Annotated in this window: 14 protein-coding genes; all 14 read right to left on the bottom strand. The window is 47.2% G+C overall.

Annotated elements, in window-relative coordinates; genetic code table 11:
- Positions 1-69 precede the first annotated feature (69 nt).
- The 14 genes from FJQ58_RS27900 to rpsO all read right to left on the bottom strand — a co-directional run bounded on the left by FJQ58_RS27900 (position 70) and on the right by rpsO (position 16,497).
- Complete coding sequence (locus FJQ58_RS27900) at positions 70-2,766, bottom strand: FtsK/SpoIIIE family DNA translocase (RefSeq protein ID WP_139998454.1); 2,697 nt, start codon at positions 2,764-2,766, stop codon at positions 70-72.
- Between the two features lie 81 nt (positions 2,767-2,847).
- Positions 2,848-3,060: a YlzJ-like family protein gene (locus tag FJQ58_RS27895; protein WP_139998452.1), complete on the bottom strand. Its 213-nt coding sequence runs from the start codon at positions 3,058-3,060 to the stop codon at positions 2,848-2,850.
- Positions 3,057-3,791, bottom strand: coding sequence for a ClpP family protease (locus FJQ58_RS27890; RefSeq protein ID WP_140000148.1), 735 nt, complete (start codon positions 3,789-3,791; stop codon positions 3,057-3,059). Before FJQ58_RS27890 ends, FJQ58_RS27895 begins: the two co-directional genes overlap by 4 nt.
- A gap of 193 nt (positions 3,792-3,984) precedes the next feature.
- Positions 3,985-5,664: a ribonuclease J gene (locus FJQ58_RS27885; RefSeq protein ID WP_139998450.1), complete on the bottom strand. Its 1,680-nt coding sequence runs from the start codon at positions 5,662-5,664 to the stop codon at positions 3,985-3,987.
- Between the two features lie 440 nt (positions 5,665-6,104).
- Positions 6,105-6,980, bottom strand: a complete 876-nt coding sequence (gene dapA / locus FJQ58_RS27880) for a 4-hydroxy-tetrahydrodipicolinate synthase (protein WP_139998448.1) — start codon at positions 6,978-6,980, stop codon at positions 6,105-6,107.
- Between the two features lie 27 nt (positions 6,981-7,007).
- Entirely contained in the window at positions 7,008-8,222 is a 1,215-nt protein-coding gene (gene dapG / locus FJQ58_RS27875) for an aspartate kinase (protein ID WP_139998447.1), read from the bottom strand.
- 57 nt (positions 8,223-8,279) lie between these two features.
- On the bottom strand, positions 8,280-9,314 hold the full coding sequence (locus tag FJQ58_RS27870; protein WP_139998445.1) for an aspartate-semialdehyde dehydrogenase: 1,035 nt from the start codon (positions 9,312-9,314) through the stop codon (positions 8,280-8,282).
- Between the two features lie 32 nt (positions 9,315-9,346).
- Entirely contained in the window at positions 9,347-9,934 is a 588-nt protein-coding gene (locus tag FJQ58_RS27865; RefSeq protein WP_139998443.1) for a dipicolinate synthase subunit B, read from the bottom strand.
- A complete protein-coding gene (gene dpsA / locus FJQ58_RS27860) occupies positions 9,931-10,830 on the bottom strand; it encodes a dipicolinate synthase subunit DpsA (RefSeq protein WP_139998441.1) in 900 nt (299 codons plus the stop codon). Before dpsA ends, FJQ58_RS27865 begins: the two co-directional genes overlap by 4 nt.
- 122 nt (positions 10,831-10,952) lie before the next feature.
- Positions 10,953-11,432 (bottom strand): dUTP diphosphatase, encoded by a 480-nt coding sequence (dut, locus tag FJQ58_RS27855; protein ID WP_139998439.1) that lies wholly within the window; start codon positions 11,430-11,432, stop codon positions 10,953-10,955.
- On the bottom strand, positions 11,377-12,645 hold the full coding sequence (locus FJQ58_RS27850) for a M16 family metallopeptidase (protein ID WP_139998437.1): 1,269 nt from the start codon (positions 12,643-12,645) through the stop codon (positions 11,377-11,379). Before FJQ58_RS27850 ends, dut begins: the two co-directional genes overlap by 56 nt.
- Positions 12,646-12,770: 125 nt before the next feature.
- Positions 12,771-13,772, bottom strand: a complete 1,002-nt coding sequence (locus FJQ58_RS27845) for a polysaccharide deacetylase family protein (protein ID WP_139998436.1) — start codon at positions 13,770-13,772, stop codon at positions 12,771-12,773.
- A 204-nt stretch (positions 13,773-13,976) separates the two neighbouring features.
- Complete coding sequence (gene pnp, locus FJQ58_RS27840; protein WP_139998434.1) at positions 13,977-16,076, bottom strand: polyribonucleotide nucleotidyltransferase; 2,100 nt, start codon at positions 16,074-16,076, stop codon at positions 13,977-13,979.
- 151 nt (positions 16,077-16,227) lie between these two features.
- A complete protein-coding gene (gene rpsO, locus FJQ58_RS27835) occupies positions 16,228-16,497 on the bottom strand; it encodes a 30S ribosomal protein S15 (protein WP_053375765.1) in 270 nt (89 codons plus the stop codon).
- Between the last annotated feature and the right edge of the window lie 39 nt (positions 16,498-16,536).

Here is a 16,536-nt window from a genome sequence, read left to right as displayed (position 1 = left end):
CCTGACTTTAGTATGAGAAATTCGCCCCGCTTCTATGCACAATATTCCGCTATCTGCAAACTACGGAAATTACGAGCTTGCTCGGCCTGCCTGAAATTCATCCATCGTTATTAGGACTTCCCGCGGCTTGCTTCCTTCATAAGGACCAACGATAGACCTAGCCTCCATTTGGTCAATTAATCGGGCTGCCCTCGTATAACCGATTCTCATTCGACGCTGCAGCAGCGAGACGGAAGCCTGCTTTGCATCCAATATAATTTGCACGGCTTGGTCATACAGCTCATCCACCGCTTCATTGCCATCAGCTGTCTCTTCTTCAAGCTCAGGAACAAGATCCTCTTTATATTCGGCTTCCGCTTGTCCGCGGGAGTAATTGACCAGCGTCTCTACCTCCTGGTCAGAGAGGAAGGCCCCTTGTACTCGTATTGGCTTCGACATTCCTACTGGCAAGAACAACATGTCCCCGCGTCCAAGCAACTTTTCTGCTCCCACCATGTCCAGGATCGTCCGCGAATCTACCTGCGAGGATACGCCAAACGCGATACGAGATGGAATATTAGCTTTAATGACACCCGTAATCACATCAACCGAAGGGCGCTGCGTTGCGATAATGAGATGAATTCCTGCTGCGCGAGCCATTTGCGCAAGCCTTGCAATGGAATCCTCGACATCATTTGCAGCAACCATCATCAAATCCGCAAGCTCGTCCACGATGACAACGATATAAGGCAAAACCGCCGCAGGATTGTCTGCCATCAGCGTATTATAGCCTTCGATATTTCTCGTTGCTGATTTAGAGAAAAGCTCGTAGCGGCTTTCCATCTCAACCACAATCTTCTTCAGCGCCAGCGAGGCACGCTTTGGGTTGGTGACAACAGGAGCGAGCAAATGAGGAATACCGTTGTATACATTTAATTCGACCATTTTCGGATCGATCATTAGAAATTTAACTTCCTCTGGCGTTGCCTTGTATAAAATGCTCGTAATGATTCCGTTAATGCATACAGACTTTCCTGAACCTGTCGCTCCTGCTACGAGCAGATGGGGCATTTTCGCCAAATTACCTACTATGGTTTGACCGGAGATATCTCTCCCGAATGCTATCGATAGTTTGGACGAGGCGTTTTGGAAAGTGGCTGTCTCCATAACCTCCCGCATCGTCACGACGGAAACTTCCATATTCGGCACTTCGATTCCAATCGCCGATTTACCTGGAATCGGCGCTTCCATCCGAATATCCTTCGCAGCCAGAGCAAGAGCGATATCATCCGTTAATCCGACGATACGGCTAACCTTTACGCCTGTAGCAGGCTGTACCTCGTAACGGGTGACTGCAGGTCCCCGGACTACGTCAAGCACCTTAGCGCGTACGCCAAAGCTCTCTAGCGTCGCTTCCAGCTTTCTGCGCGAGTCGTACATATCGGAAGCATCTGCGTTTTTGCCTATTAAGCTAGGTTTAGTCAGCAAGGAAAAAGGCGGCAGCAAATAAGGCTTGGCGGTGTTTTCCTCGATGTCAGCTATCGGCCGTTTTGGAGCAGTCGGAACTAAGTTTTCTTCCGTTACCAATGCTTCTGAACCTTCCGCAGCGATTTCTGGCAAGTCCATGGATTGTTCCGAATCCAAATCTTCCTCATGATCATCCGCTATTATATCCTCAACAGATACCTCGTCACTAATCAACTCGCTTGGCAAATCTTCACCATAAGCTTCTCTCCAAGGCTCATCCGTTTGAGAAGGAATTGTGCCTTGATCAATTATTAATCCATCACTGGTATTTTCCCATGGTGCGGCATGGTCTTGCATGTGATCTGTATCGTTATCTTCGTTATGTATGTCTTCGCCCAGCTTCTCCCATGGCGGGTCGAGGTCATTTTGCCAAGCTGGCTTGGTTCCCGCCGAGCTTCCAGCAATATCCGGCTCAAAAACCCATTCATCCTGTTCATCATCCGGTTTGACTTGCTCGTCGTGTGGATTATTTTGTCTCCACGAGAAAAACAACGAACGTTTCTTCTTAGACGGCGATGCCACATAACCTTCGTGATCATGGTCATCATCAATGGTATCATCGTCATCCGGCCCAGATGGGCTTGCATTGGCGTTTGCAAAAGCAGCAGCAGCCGCTCTTTGAGATGCCCTTTTCTCCCATTTAACACCGAGGAGTTTGAACATCCTAACCGCCCGCGTACTAACCAATCGACCTAGCTCCACATAGGATTTTCCGGTCATCAGCATGATTGAAATAGCAAACATCACAAACATAATAAGCTTGGCTCCATAATAGCCGAATAAGGAAAATAGCAAGGAGTATTGAATAGCACCAACATATCCGCCGCTAATTTCTTTATCACGAATAGGCAAATCATTTTCGGCAGGAACGCTGATTAAAGATAATTGCAAATCGCTGCTCAATTGTCTAAAAATAAGGGTTCCCGTCAAATTTGTCGTAGGACTCAGCTTTTGTTCAATTTCGGATATGGAACTCATGAGCGTAAAAGCCAGCACGAGGATAAGCAAGCCCGTTCGCCGATTTGTCCATCCCCTAGGCCAGGCTCTCTTCACCATTACGATAAGCCCGATAACGATGCCGATGATCGCTAGTACAAAATAAAATTTGCCCAGTACAAGGCCGAAGAGCTTCGATAGCGAACGCCCGACGGCCGCCTCTCCTGATAGCGCGATAATTGAAATGGTAATCAGCAGGATGCCGTATACTTCGTATTTTAAATTAGTTCCAATTGACTTTTTTCTTCTCTTTTTCTTGGCCAATTTCGTCACCTCTGGTAAAAGATTATACCATAGGTGGACAAATGTGCCTATGAGACATTCGTACGAACGTCCGTTTGCCCTTTAATTGTAATGTACAATCATGCCAGGCATGAGATTGGGGTTTAAATAATCGTTCAGGCTGCAATCAATTAAACGGACAATTTTCCCCATTCCGGGTGCAACTGGCGTCACTTGCATCCTAACTCCGCTGTACCAAACTTCCTGAATTTGCGCGGACTCATCATTCATGCCCTCAAACACCAGCTCAAGGGGCATATTCGTATAAATCGTCATACGCTGTTCACCTCTATTCTGCCTGCCTTCGAAGATTCAATCCTTCGATTTAATTCTTTTAGCGCTTCACCAAGGCCGCCTACCGCATCAATTAATCCATGCTTTACAGCGTCAGAGCCAATCACTGTTGTCCCAATATCTCGGGTGAGCTCGCCCGTTTTAAACATGAGCTCCTTAAACGTGTGCTCCGTGACGTTGGAGTGGGAGGTCACGAAACGGACAACCCGCTCCTGCATTTTATCCAAATATTCAAAAGTTTGTGGAACACCGATGACTAATCCGTTCAATCGGATCGGATGTATCGTCATTGTCGCTGTTTCTGCAATAAACGACATGTCGCCCGCAACCGCAATAGGCACGCCAATGGAGTGACCTCCGCCAAGGACAAGAGTTACGGTAGGTTTGGAAAGAGAAGAAATCATTTCCGCAATGGCAAGGCCCGCTTCCACATCGCCGCCAACCGTATTGAGGATAATGAAGACACCTTCGATTTTATGGTTTTGTTCTGCGGCTACCAGCTGTGGAATCAAATGCTCATATTTGGTCGTCTTATTTTGCGGCGGCAATACCAGATGACCCTCCACCTGACCAATAATCGTCATGCAAAATATATTGGATTCCGTCAGTGCCGGTGCGCTCGTCTGACCAAGCTGTTGAATCGTTTCGACAACAGCATTCGCCTTTCTTTTCTCATCCGCGTTCGGCTCCGGCTGTTCTGAGGTAACATCCATTTTTGTATTCCAATACACGTACAGTCCCCCTCTTATTGAAATATTGCTCGTCATAGTATGAGGTCTGACGCCGAATTTATACAAAAAAGGTCATACCCTGGCATAGTAGCCTTAAACAAAAAAAGAATCGCTTGCCTCCGCCGCGGCAATGGCGGGATGGGCAAGCGATTCTCTATCAGCTTTATTAGCTTGATTATACTTCCATAATGATTGGCAAAATCATTGGGCGACGTCTGGTTTGCTCGTACAAAAAGCGTCCAAGCGCATCTTTAACATTCGTTTTGAGCGATGCCCATTCATTTACTTTATCATTCATCAAGCGGGTTAACGTTGAGGTTACGATCCGGTTTGCTTCATCAAGCAAACCTTCGGATTCACGGACATACACGAATCCTCGAGAAATAATGTCTGGACCCGATAGAATCGCTCCGTCTTGTTTGCTTAACGTAACGACAACTACCAATATGCCATCCTGAGACAACAGCTTACGGTCGCGAAGTACGATGTTACCAACGTCACCGACGCCTAGACCATCGATCAATACGTTGCCAGCTTGTACTTTAGAGCCTTTGCGTCCAGCGCCGTTTTGGAACTCGACTGTGTCACCGTTATCGATAACGAATATATTTTCACGTTCGATTCCAATCGCTTCACCCAGCTTCGCATGTTGACGGAGCATCCGGTATTCACCGTGAATTGGAATGAAATATTTTGGCTTGATCAGATTAAGCATGAGTTTCAATTCTTCTTGGCTACCGTGTCCGGAAACGTGTACTCCGGATACTGAACCATTTCCGTAGATCACGTTCGCACCCAAGCGGAACAATTCATCAACGGTACGGCCAACGTAACGTTCGTTACCTGGAATTGGCGTAGCGGCAATAATGACCGTATCGCCAGGCAAAATGTCAACTTTACGGTGTGTCGAACGCGCCATGCGTGTAAGCGCCGACATCGGTTCGCCTTGACTGCCTGTACACAAAATGACAACGCGATCGGCAGCCAATTTGTTTACTTCCTCCGGCTCAATAATCATGCCTTCAGGGATATTCAAGTAACCCAGGTCGGATGCAATGCCGACCACGTTTACCATACTGCGGCCTACGACAGCTATTTTACGGCGTGTTGCGATGGCTGCATTGATGATTTGTTGAATCCGGTGCACATTGGATGCGAATGTCGCAACGACCACGCGCTGGGATGATTTACGGAAAATATCTTCAAGATTGTCGCCAACCTGTGCTTCCGAAGGCGTATAGCCAGGACGCTCAGCATTTGTACTATCTGATAGTAGAGCCAGAACGCCTCGTTTACCGATTTCTGCAATGCGCTGCAAGTCAGCGAATTGTTCATTAACCGGAGTATGGTCGAACTTAAAGTCTCCAGTGTGGACGACTGTGCCTTCCGGCGTATCAAGGCTAACCCCAACGGAATCCGGAATACTGTGGTTCGTTCTGAAGAAGGAAGCGCGAATCGTTCCTAATTGAATTTCGCTGTCTGCATTGATGAGAATACGCTTTGTTTCCCCAAGCAAGCCCGCTTCCTTCAATTTACCTTCAATGAGTCCAAGGGTAAGTTTCGTAGCATAGAGTGGAACATTCAAGCTTTTCAGTACGTAAGGCAATCCGCCAATGTGATCCTCATGTCCGTGCGTAATAATAATTCCGCGAACCTTATCGCGATTTTCAGTTAAATACGAAATATCCGGAATTACGATATCAATGCCGAGCATGTCCTCTTCTGGAAACTTCAAGCCCGAATCTACAACAACAATGTCATTGTTATACTGGATGACGTACATATTTTTTCCGATTTCGCCTACTCCGCCTAGTGCAAAAATGAGCAGTTTATCTTGGTTGTTCTTCTTAGACAAGTGTATCTTTCCTCCTTAAAATTTTGCGAAGCAATAGCTGCTTCGTAAGCATCTTCTTAGATTTGATGAAGCAATAAGCGCTTCGCTACCATTTTAGAAACGGTGATCATGTGTTGTGTTCTTGGCCAAACTTATTGAAATAGTGAACCGATATGGTCCCTTAAGTCTTGTCTACCTATGGAAAAGCAAAATTCGCTTAAGACTGCTCCATTTTGTGTTGAGATGCCGAACTATTTTCAAGTATGTCTTTGTTTCGTCAGATGCCGCTCTGACGTTAAGTTCATTTCCAAATATTTGCCGCACCCAGTCACTTGAACTCATTATACATGAAGAAAAAGCTGGAATACAAGTGAAACCCGATAAAGCAGTTATCCCCTATGCTACCCAAAAAAATAAAACCGATGCTGGACGCACCGGCTGCAGGCAACAAAAACGTCTATTTAAGCGAGTAAATTGCGTAAGAATGCGGCTTCTGCCTCGGTTACGGTAACGAGCGGAAGTCTCACTCCGCCCACTGGCAAATCTTTTAGGCCAAGCGCATATTTAACTGCGACTGGGTTAGGAACCGGATGAGGGCAAGCAAACAACCCTTTGAAAATTGGAAAAATGCGTCCATTGATCAAAGCTGCTTCCTTCACATTGCCGCTGACGTAAGCTTGAATCAATTCTTTCATTTCAGCGCCGATAATATGACTTGCAACGCTAATAATGCCGTAGCCTCCAACAGCGAGTGCGGGCAGTGTTGCGCCGTCATCTCCGCTATAAACTTTAAAGTCCTCGGGAGCACCGCTCACAATTTGAATTAACTGATCAATAGAAGCACAATCCTTAGTCGCTACAACATTATCGATTTGCGCCAAACGAAGCGTTGTTTCCACAGAGATGTTAACGCCAGTGCGACCTTCTACGTTATATAAAATAACCGGCAGCGCTGTTGCTTCTGCCACAGCCTTAAAGTGCTGGTATAGCCCCTCTTGGCTCGGACGATTGTAATACGGCGCGACAAGCAAAATACCGTCAACGCCGGCAGCCTCCGCCTTTTGTGTCAAATGGATGGAATGGGCCGTGTTGTTGCTGCCCGTACCGGCAATAATCTTGCAACGTCCATTCGCATGCTTGACAGAAAATCGGAACAGCTCCAGCTTCTCTTCATCGGACAGCGTCGGCGATTCGCCCGTAGTGCCTGAAACGACAAGACTATCGCTTTGCTGTTCCTCAATTAAATAATCAATCAATCGGCCTGTCGTTTGCCAATCAATCTGACCGTCCGCATCGAATGGGGTTACCATTGCGGTAATTAATCTTCCAAATTCCATCTGAATTCCTCCTATAAGTGTTGCTCTCTATCGATGAAGCTCGAACTTCGCGTGCAGAGAACGAAGCGCGTCCGCCATATCTGCTTCCCGTACGAGCACCCAAATCGTTGTATTTGAATCAGCAGACTGCATAATCGAAATCCCCTGCTCCGTCAGCGCTTCCACGATGCGCGCCATAACGCCAGGCTCTCCATTCATTCCTCCGCCGATTACGGATACTTTGGCACAGCCATTAATGGCTGCCGGCGCAAACCCGCAATCCTTCAATACCTGAACGGCCCGCTCTGCATCCCGATCGAATACAGTATAAATGGCGCCGCTAGGCGTTACATTAATAAAATCAACGCTAATATGATGTTTGGCCATAGATTGAAACACCTGCAGCTGCACGTCATTTCTGCCTTCGATCGCCTTCACCGATATTTGTGTTATACCGGATACATGGGCAATGCCCGTTACATGACGATCTTTAACAATCAGCTCCGCTCTAAGCTCGGCCGAATCCGTTACCAAAGTGCCTGTCTCGGTCGAAAAGGTCGAACGGACACGAAGCGGTACACGGGCTTGCTGGGCAATTTCCACGGCACGCGGATGAATTACTTTGGCGCCTTGTCTAGCCATATTGCAAATCTCGGCATAGCTAACGACAGGCAGCGGCTTCGCTTGCTCAACAATCCTAGGATCTGCTGTCAAAATGCCGTTTACATCTGTGTAAATGTCTACCATCTCGGCGCGCAGCGCAGCTCCTAATGCCGTAGCTGATGTATCACTGCCCCCGCGACCAAGCGTGGTTGTTTCACCTTGCGCGGTGCTACCTTGAAATCCAGTTACAATGACGACTGAGCCTGTACGCAAATAACGGAGTACCTTATCTGGAACAACCTCTTTAATTCGGGCTTGCCCATATTGCTCGTCAGTAACAATGCCCGCCTGTCCGCCGGTTAAAACGACAGAAGGAATACCGTTTGCTAGAGCCAAGCTGCATAAAGCGGCTGCGGAAATTAATTCTCCGCAGCCTAGCAGCATATCCCGCTCACGCATCGGCAAGCTGTCCCCGTTATCTCGAATGAGCTGCAAAAGGGTATCCGTTGCGTACGGATCACCTTTTCGTCCCATTGCTGAAACAACGACAACAACAGCAAAGCCATTACCGCGTTCTCTGCTAATGTGATGGATAACATGTTCTCTGGCGTGATCGGTAGATAAAGAGGTGCCCCCGAATTTTTGAATCAGGATGCGCATGAACTTATCCTCCAAGATCGATCCAGGAAGAAGCTGCAATTACCCTATCTTAATACATTAACCTATTGCGATGTGTTCTGCGATTTGTACGGCATTCCATGCTGCGCCTTTGAGCAGGTTATCGGATACAATCCACATATTAAGCCCGCGCTCGAAACCGAGATCGCGTCTTAGGCGACCAACAAATACGTCCGGCTTGCCGGCAGCGTCAGTCGCAAGAGGGTATTGCTGGTTTGCTGGGTCGTCAACGAGCGTAACACCCGGTGCATCTGCCAGCAGCTGCTTAACCTCTTCCAAATCGTAGTCGTTTTTAAGCTCTACATATAAAGATTCGGAATGACCATAAATGACAGGAACGCGTACGCAAGTAGCTGTCACCTGAATAGACTCGTCATCCATAATTTTTTTCGTTTCGTTAACCATCTTCATTTCCTCAAGCGTATAGCCATTCTCTTGGAACTTGTCGATTTGTGGAATCGCATTAAATGCGATTTGATGCTTAACCGGCAATGATCCAACTGGCAATATGGAGGGCTTTATATCCTCGCCATTCAAAGAAGCTTGCGTCTGGCGCAGCATTTCGTCAATAGCAAGGCTTCCTGCGCCTGAAACAGCTTGGTAGGTGGAAACAATGACGCGAGAGATGCCAAACCGGTCTTGAAGCGGCTTAAGCGCTGTAACCATTTGAATGGTAGAACAGTTTGGATTAGCGATGATTCCCTTATGTTCGCTAACCTTCTCTATATTCACCTCTGGAACGACAAGCGGCGTATTAATGTCCATGCGATATGCATTGGTATTGTCGATACAAACGGCACCATGCTTCACGGCGTGGGGAGCAAATGATTTCGACACATCGCCGCCTGCGCTGAACAAAGCAATTTCAATACCTTTAAAGCTATCCGGAGTAGCTTCCTGAACCGTAATAACTTCGCCTTTAAATGTTATTTTCGTGCCTGCTGAACGTGCAGAAGATAATAGCTTAAGCTTGTTAATAGGAAAGTTTCGGGACTCGAGTAATTTTAATATTTGTTCCCCTACTGCGCCTGTTGCTCCTACTATAGCAACATTAAACAATTTCTGTTGCGGCATCTGTTGTCGTCTCCCCCTGTGTGACGTGTGAGCTAATGCCGTTCGACCAGCAAGGGCTGCAGTTGTTTGCCCGCAAGGGCTGCTTCGCATGCTTCCAAAACCAAATCCATTCTGGCAACGAGCGAGTTAGGCTTCTGCACCGGGTTATCTTGGCCAAACGGAACGAAATAAATATGTTTAGCCACCAATAGCTTCGCTATATTAGCGGCATTCAAACCGAGTCCATCATTAGTTGAAATAGCAAGCACCAGCGGCCGACCATTACGCATTTGCGCTTTCGCAGCCATTAAAACGGCGCTGTCGGTAATCGCATTGGCCAGTCTGCTTGTCGTATTGCCCGTACATGGCGCAATGACAAGTACATCGAGCAGCTTGGAAGGGCCTAGTGGCTCTGCTTGCACAATCGTTGAAATAAGCTCATTTCCCGTAATAGCTTTCAACTGTGTCTGCCAGTCTTCCGACTTTCCGAAGCGGGTATCCGTCGTCATAAGCGTATTTGAGACGATCGGCACGACATTCGCACCCGCATCGACAAACCGCTTGATCTCAGGCATAACCTCAGCAAACGTACAGTGTGAGCCAGACAAGGCATAGCCCACTGTTATTCCAGACCAATTCATATCCCATTCCCCCGCTTAATCGTATCGTCCAAAATCAACTGTGTTAAACAATCCGCCATAATACGTCCAGCTGTTTTGGGTGCGACGATACCGGGAAGTCCGGGTGCAAGCATCGCTTTAATTCCACGCTTCTCCGCAAAGCGAAAATCCGTTCCGCCAGGCTTCGATGCGAGGTCGATTATTACGGCCCGCGAAGGTAAATTTGCGATAATTTGTGCTGTGACTATCATAGTCGGAATTGTATTAAAAAGCAAGTCAATATTGCTTACATGCTGCAACAAACCATTGATATAAAAAGGCTCAAAACCCATTTCAGAAGCCCTTGCAAACTGCTCGGATCGACGAACGCCAACCTTCACTTTTGACCCTAAGCCTTGCAGTGTTCGGGCCATAGTAAAGCCGGTCCGGCCGAATCCTAGCACCATAGAGGAGGACCCATGAATGGTAATATCCGTGTTCTGAATCGCCATCATCAGTGCGCCTTCCGCAGTCGGAATGGAATTGTATATCGCAACATCATCACGGTCAAATAGCTCAACTATCGATAGACTGTGCTGCTCGCATAGCTGTCGTAAATAAGGTTTCGCCATCCCCGTATAAACGGTGCAATGCTTTGGCAGTTTTGCAAAATGGCTTTCCGTCAGCTGCATCTGACGGTCGCTGAATACCGCGTGGATCAGACCTTGGTCATCCGTTCCCACTGCGGGAAGCAGAAGTGCATCGACATTCTCGAACAGCTGCTCTTCGAATTCCGCCTGCACAGCGCCATCCAGCGACGAATGCAAGCCATCAAAACCGGAGACGGTTACGGCTGCATCCAACTCCGTTAGCTTGCGTATGACCTCTAGCTGCCTTGCATCCCCGCCAAGCAGGAGCACCTGTACGCCTGTTAGCATGAAGCTTCACTCCTTTCTTGCTGCTAGCTCTAGATCATCTTATGCTTGCGCCCAGAGCGGGGTGAAAAAGAAAAAAAGATCGGGCAGTTGACCCGATCTTTTTTGTCATTCTCTATTTTGTTTTAAACGCCTGTATGGCCAAACCCGCCAGCGCCGCGTACCGTTTCCGGCAGTTCATCCGCTTCTGTGATCTTAACGGACGGCACCAGTTGGAATACCATTTGAGCAATCCGCTCCCCTCGCGTAATGGTAAACGGCTGCTGACCCAAATTGACAAGGAGCACCTTTACCTCCCCACGGTAATCCGCATCTATAGTTCCAGGTGAATTCAAGCATGTAATGCCGTGCTTATAAGCTAATCCGCTGCGTGGGCGGATTTGGGCTTCAAGCTCCCCTGGCATGGCCATCGCAAAGCCGGTGGGAATCAACTTGCGTTCCCCTGGAGCGAGCACAACTTCCTCGCCTACCGCCGCTTGCAAATCAAAGCCAGCTGCCCATTCAGACATTTTTTGCGGAATAGCAATATCCTCATTGCCTTCCAACCGTTTAAACAATACCTGATACAAATTGATTCCTCCCCAATTGCGCTGCTGCTTTATCATTCGAGCCCACCATAGCTACCGAAAAAGGTACCGACAGCATACGTTTCGTTACTTCAACGACATCCGACATTTGAACCGAATCGATGCGTTTCAAAAGTTCATCCAACGTATAATGGTAGCCGAGCATTAGTTCATTCTTTCCTAAACGGTTCATTCGGCTGCTGGTGCTCTCAAGGCTGAGAATCAGACTGCCTTTGAGCTGCTCCTTGCCGCGGTGCAATTCGTCCTCACCGAGCCCCTTAACGGAAAGTTCACTGATTTGCTCCATCGTCAGGTCCAGCACTTCTTTCGTTTGTTTTGGAGCCGTTCCCGCGTAAAGGGTAAACAAGCCAGTATCGGCATAAGATGTATGGTAAGAATAGACTGAATAAGCAAGTCCACGCTTTTCTCTAATCTCTTGAAATAGTCTAGAGCTCATCCCGCCGCCCAATGCGTTGTTCAGCAAAATCATCGCGTATAAGTGGGAATCTGTTATCGAGCAGCCTGGAAAGGAGACACATAAATGGTTTTGTTCCGTCTTCTTTTTGTAAAAAAGATAGTCTCCATGAAAGGTCGGTGCACCCACAATTGAGCTGGCCGGCTTGCTGTTGGAGAAGCCTCCAAAGTGCTTTTCCAATAAGGCGATTAACGCATGCTCCTCTACGTTACCTGCTACGCTGATTACGATATTCTCAAGTGTATATGTATCGTTCATATAACCCCGGAGCGTTTCGGATGTCATAGCCGTCAAGCGCTCCTCCAGCCCCAAAATGGAGTAAGCCAGCGGATGGTCCCCGAATGCAGCGCGCGAAGCTTCATCATGAACCTTGTCATCAGGCGTGTCCTCGTACATGGAAATTTCCTCTAGGATCACATTTTTTTCCTTTGCGAGCTCTTCCGCATCAAGCTGCGAATTGAAAAACATGTCGGAAAGCGCATCTACCGCTAGTGGCAGATGCTCATCCAGCACCTTGGCAAAATAACAGGTGTATTCTTTGGAAGTAAACGCATTAACGTTACCGCCTATCCCGTCAAATAGGTCAGCGATATCCTTCGATGTTCGCTTTTCTGTTCCTTTGAAGAGCATATGTTCAATAAAATGCGAAATTCCGTTGTTTTCCGGCGTTTCATAGCGTGAGCCGGTCTTGACCCATATTCCGAAGGATACGGATCTGACTGTAGGTATATATTCCACGACCACGCGCAAACCATTGCTAAGGGTGTATTTGTTCATAAGTAGTCCTCCTCATGTTTTGTCCGGCAAAGCCGATCTCCTCATCTTGCTGCTCTAGCTCCATCGTACAAAACTGTCATCATATGCTTGTGAATATAAACATGAATGGTATTACTATAGCAGAATCAGTCGGTACCCTCAACAGCAGCAGGAATCCGCTTTGAAGATAGCGTCTCGCTCACCGTACCGATGGCATAACCTTTCGCTTTGGCAGCGGCAATCATGCCCGGAAGCGCGTCTCTTGACGAAGCAGTGGGATGCATTAATATTAAAGATCCAGGCTCCAGTTTTGCAGCAATTTTCCGAACGATCGAATCTGCAGGAGGTTTTCTCCAATCTACCGTATCAATTGTCCACAACACCGTTTGCAAACCGCTCTGGGCAGCAATTTGCACGGTAGCCGAATTAAATGCGCCTGAAGGAGGCGCGAACCATCGATTCGTAACATTTAACGTGGATTTTAGCAAAGCCTCTGTTTTAGCTATTTGATTGTATTGGTCTTGTCTGCTTAAGGCGCTCATATCCGGGTGAGAATAGGCATGATTAGACATTTCATGACCCTCGGCCTGGATCTGCTTAGCAATCACCGCATTTTTCTTCAACCAGCTGCCGTCAAGAAAAAAAGTCGCTTTTACATTTTCTTGCTTTAGTGTTTTTAAAATAGAATCTATGTATTCATTGCCCCAAGCCACATTAATCATAAAAGAAATCATTTTTTTATTGGCATTGCCTCTATAAATCGGATAAGCCCCCAGATCAGTTAACTTGACTTTGGGTTCTACCTCTTTAAAAACATACGGTATCGCCGCTTGGGATGGATCTTTGAGAGCGGCTTCCAATGTTTTTGGTATGTCCACTTCCAATCCGTTATAACCCGGAATGGCTTTCCACACTCGGTCGATTCTTGCATCCTCGGGAGCGATTCTGCGTTGATCCGCTTCGGCTGATATGATCGACATTAGTCTTTGACGCTCCTCGTCCTCAGACATCAGCTCCATGGTTGATACCGCTGCCGATGGAGTCTGCTTCAAGGAGGTTAGATAGCCTGATACATCATCGTTTATTCTTATAAACACGATTAACATGAGCATGCTTGCAGCAATCGTGGCAGCTTTTCTCACCGACATCTCTTACACCCCCATAAACAGCCTCACATGCCTCTAAAGCTTGACCCTAACGAAGCATATTAATCCATGTTTATGAAATGAAGGACGAGATTATGCAGGCTGCAGCTTCCGAATTTATTCCTCCCTGGAAACAAAACAAAAAGAGACAGATCAAATCTGACTCTTTTTATGGTATCGCTTTTATATTCGCTGTAGTCCTTGCAATTATTGCGAGGATACTTCAGGTGTCATTAATACTTTTGCAGACAAATTGATACGTCCTTGTTGATCAATTTCGGTCACTTTCACCTTGATTTGATCGCCAATATTAACGACGTCTTCGGTTTTCGCAACACGCTCAGTAGACAGCTGAGAAATATGGACCAAACCGTCTTTGTTTGGCAGGATTTCTACAAAAGCGCCAAACTTCTCTACGCGTTTAACCGTACCGAGGTAAATCTCGCCAACGACAACTTCCTTGACGATGCCTTCGATAATCGCTTTTGCCTTTTGGTTCATCTCTTCATTAGAAGAAGCGATAAATACCATTCCATCTTGCTCGATATCGATTTTAACGCCAGTTTCTTCAATGATTTTGTTAATGATTTTTCCGCCTGCGCCAATAACATCACGGATTTTGTCCGGATTAATGCGAAGCGTCAAAATTTTAGGCGCATATTTGGATAGGCTTGTCCGAGTTGTCGGCAGGCTCTCCAACATTTTGCCAAGAATAAAGATCCGGCCTTGACGGGCTTGTTCCAACGATTGCTCCAAGATTGCACGGTTGATGCCTGCAATTTTGATATCCATTTGAATGGCAGTAACGCCTTCAGCCGTACCTGCAACCTTAAAGTCCATATCGCCAAGATGATCCTCCATACCCTGAATATCCGATAGGATCGCAAAATGATCGCCATCTTTAATCAGACCCATTGCGATACCGGCAACCGGCGCTTTGATCGGTACGCCTGCATCCATCATTGCAAGAGTGCTTGCGCAAATACTTGCTTGGGAAGACGAGCCGTTTGATTCAAGCACTTCAGAAACCAGACGAATCGTGTACGGGAAATCCGCTTCGGACGGAATGACTTTGGAGAGCGCACGCTCGCCTAGTGCACCATGCCCGATTTCGCGGCGGCCTGGTGGACGGAGAGGACGAGCCTCGCCAACGCTGAACGGCGGGAAGTTGTAGTGATGCATGAAACGTTTCGTCTCTTCCGGCGAGATGCCGTCCAAGATTTGCACGTCACCCATTGCACCTAGTGTACAAATGCTTAGAGCCTGCGTTTGTCCACGTGTGAACAATCCTGTTCCGTGCGTACGTGGCAAGATCGCTACATCACAGTCGATTGGACGAATTTCATCAAGCGAACGACCATCAGGACGAACCTTGTCATGAGAAATCAGTCGACGAACTTCTTCCTTAACGATATCATAAAGCACTTCCTTGACATCCGAAAGCAGCTCAGGCGTGTCGATATACTGCTCTTCAAAATGGGCAACGGCTGCGCTGTTAACAGCGTCAATTGCTTCTTGGCGAGCATGCTTTTCTTCAACCTTAATCGCTTCGACCAAACCTGCTGAAGCATAAGCGCGAACATCGGCATTCACTTGCTCATTTACGGTATGTAGCTTAACTTCCATTTTCGGTTTTCCGGCAACCGCCTGAAGCTCCTCGATTTTTGCAACGATTTTTTTAATTTCGTCATGACCGAACATGATCGCTTCGAGCATCACGGCCTCAGTAACCTCGTTCGCTTCGGCTTCTACCATCATAATCGCATCTTTCGTTCCTGCAACGACTACAAATATGTCCGTCTCTTGGCTTTGTTCAACGGTTGGGTTGATTACGAATTGACCGTTGACACGCCCAACGTTAACGCCTCCAATTGGTCCGTCAAAAGGGACATCCGAAATCGACAATGCAGCAGAAGTACCGATCATCGCCGCAATTTCAGGTGAGCAATCCTGATCGACGCTCATAACGATATTCATAACTTGTACATCATTCCGGAATCCTTCAGGGAATAACGGACGAATAGGCCGATCCGTAAGACGGCTGGATAAAATCGCCTTCTCGCTTGGACGGCCTTCACGTTTAATAAATCCACCAGGAATTTTCCCCACAGCATACAATCGCTCTTCGTAGTTAACCGTCAGTGGAAAGAAATCCAAATCCTTCGGGCCTGCGGATGCTGTTACCGTACACAATACGACTGTATCGCCATATTGCACGGTTACTGCAGCATTGGCTTGCTTGGCCAAACGGCCTGTTTCGATGGATAGCGGTCTTCCACCTAGCTCCATCTCAATTCGTTGTACCATTATATCCCTCCTATAGGTTTTAGTTTTAGTATATTCAACTGCAAATGGCAGTTTTTTCCCAGTGTTTTCCTATTACAAAAAGCAACCCGAATCCGCTTATCCGTTATTCCCGGACGGCTGGACAACCAGGTTGCTTTTCATTACGCATGTTTTAGCGGCGTAGGCCGAGTTTTTCGATCAATGCGCTGTAACGTCTAACATCATTGTTTTTAAGGTATGCAAGCAGCTTACGGCGCTGACCTACCATCTTGAGCAAACCACGACGGGAATGATGATCTTTCTTGTGCTCCCGCAAATGTTGAGTCAAGTTAACGATGTTTTCAGTCAGGATAGCCACTTGAACTTCCGGAGAACCGGTATCCGTTGCATGTGTCTTATGCGTCTCAATCAGTTCGTTTTTACGTACTTGTGTAATTGCCATCCCAATTCACCTCCTTCTTGATAATCGCCATTAGCCTCG

Origin of the sequence: Paenibacillus paridis, from assembly GCF_006345825.1 — a bacterium.
Classification (GTDB): domain Bacteria; phylum Bacillota; class Bacilli; order Paenibacillales; family Paenibacillaceae; genus Pristimantibacillus; species Pristimantibacillus paridis.
The sequence above is the reverse complement of the archived record's forward strand: the minus strand, read 5'-3'. Positions and strand labels throughout refer to the sequence as shown.

What these genes read in the sequence shown, in the direction of transcription:
- dut (WP_139998439.1), bottom strand. Translation starts at nt 11,432, where the DNA reads ATGATAAAGCAGCAGCGCAATTGGGGAGGAATCAATTTGTATCAGGTA.
- FJQ58_RS27865 (WP_139998443.1), bottom strand. Translation starts at nt 9,934, where the DNA reads ATGAATTGGTCTGGAATAACAGTGGGCTATGCCTTGTCTGGCTCACAC.
- FJQ58_RS27850 (WP_139998437.1), bottom strand. Translation starts at nt 12,645, where the DNA reads ATGAACAAATACACCCTTAGCAATGGTTTGCGCGTGGTCGTGGAATAT.
- FJQ58_RS27895 (WP_139998452.1), bottom strand. Translation starts at nt 3,060, where the DNA reads ATGACGATTTATACGAATATGCCCCTTGAGCTGGTGTTTGAGGGCATG.
- dpsA (WP_139998441.1), bottom strand. Translation starts at nt 10,830, where the DNA reads ATGCTAACAGGCGTACAGGTGCTCCTGCTTGGCGGGGATGCAAGGCAG.
- FJQ58_RS27870 (WP_139998445.1), bottom strand. Translation starts at nt 9,314, where the DNA reads ATGCCGCAACAGAAATTGTTTAATGTTGCTATAGTAGGAGCAACAGGC.
- dapA (WP_139998448.1), bottom strand. Translation starts at nt 6,980, where the DNA reads ATGGAATTTGGAAGATTAATTACCGCAATGGTAACCCCATTCGATGCG.
- FJQ58_RS27890 (WP_140000148.1), bottom strand. Translation starts at nt 3,791, where the DNA reads ATGGATGTTACCTCAGAACAGCCGGAGCCGAACGCGGATGAGAAAAGA.
- dapG (WP_139998447.1), bottom strand. Translation starts at nt 8,222, where the DNA reads ATGCGCATCCTGATTCAAAAATTCGGGGGCACCTCTTTATCTACCGAT.
- rpsO (WP_053375765.1), bottom strand. Translation starts at nt 16,497, where the DNA reads ATGGCAATTACACAAGTACGTAAAAACGAACTGATTGAGACGCATAAG.
- pnp (WP_139998434.1), bottom strand. Translation starts at nt 16,076, where the DNA reads ATGGTACAACGAATTGAGATGGAGCTAGGTGGAAGACCGCTATCCATC.
- FJQ58_RS27845 (WP_139998436.1), bottom strand. Translation starts at nt 13,772, where the DNA reads ATGTCGGTGAGAAAAGCTGCCACGATTGCTGCAAGCATGCTCATGTTA.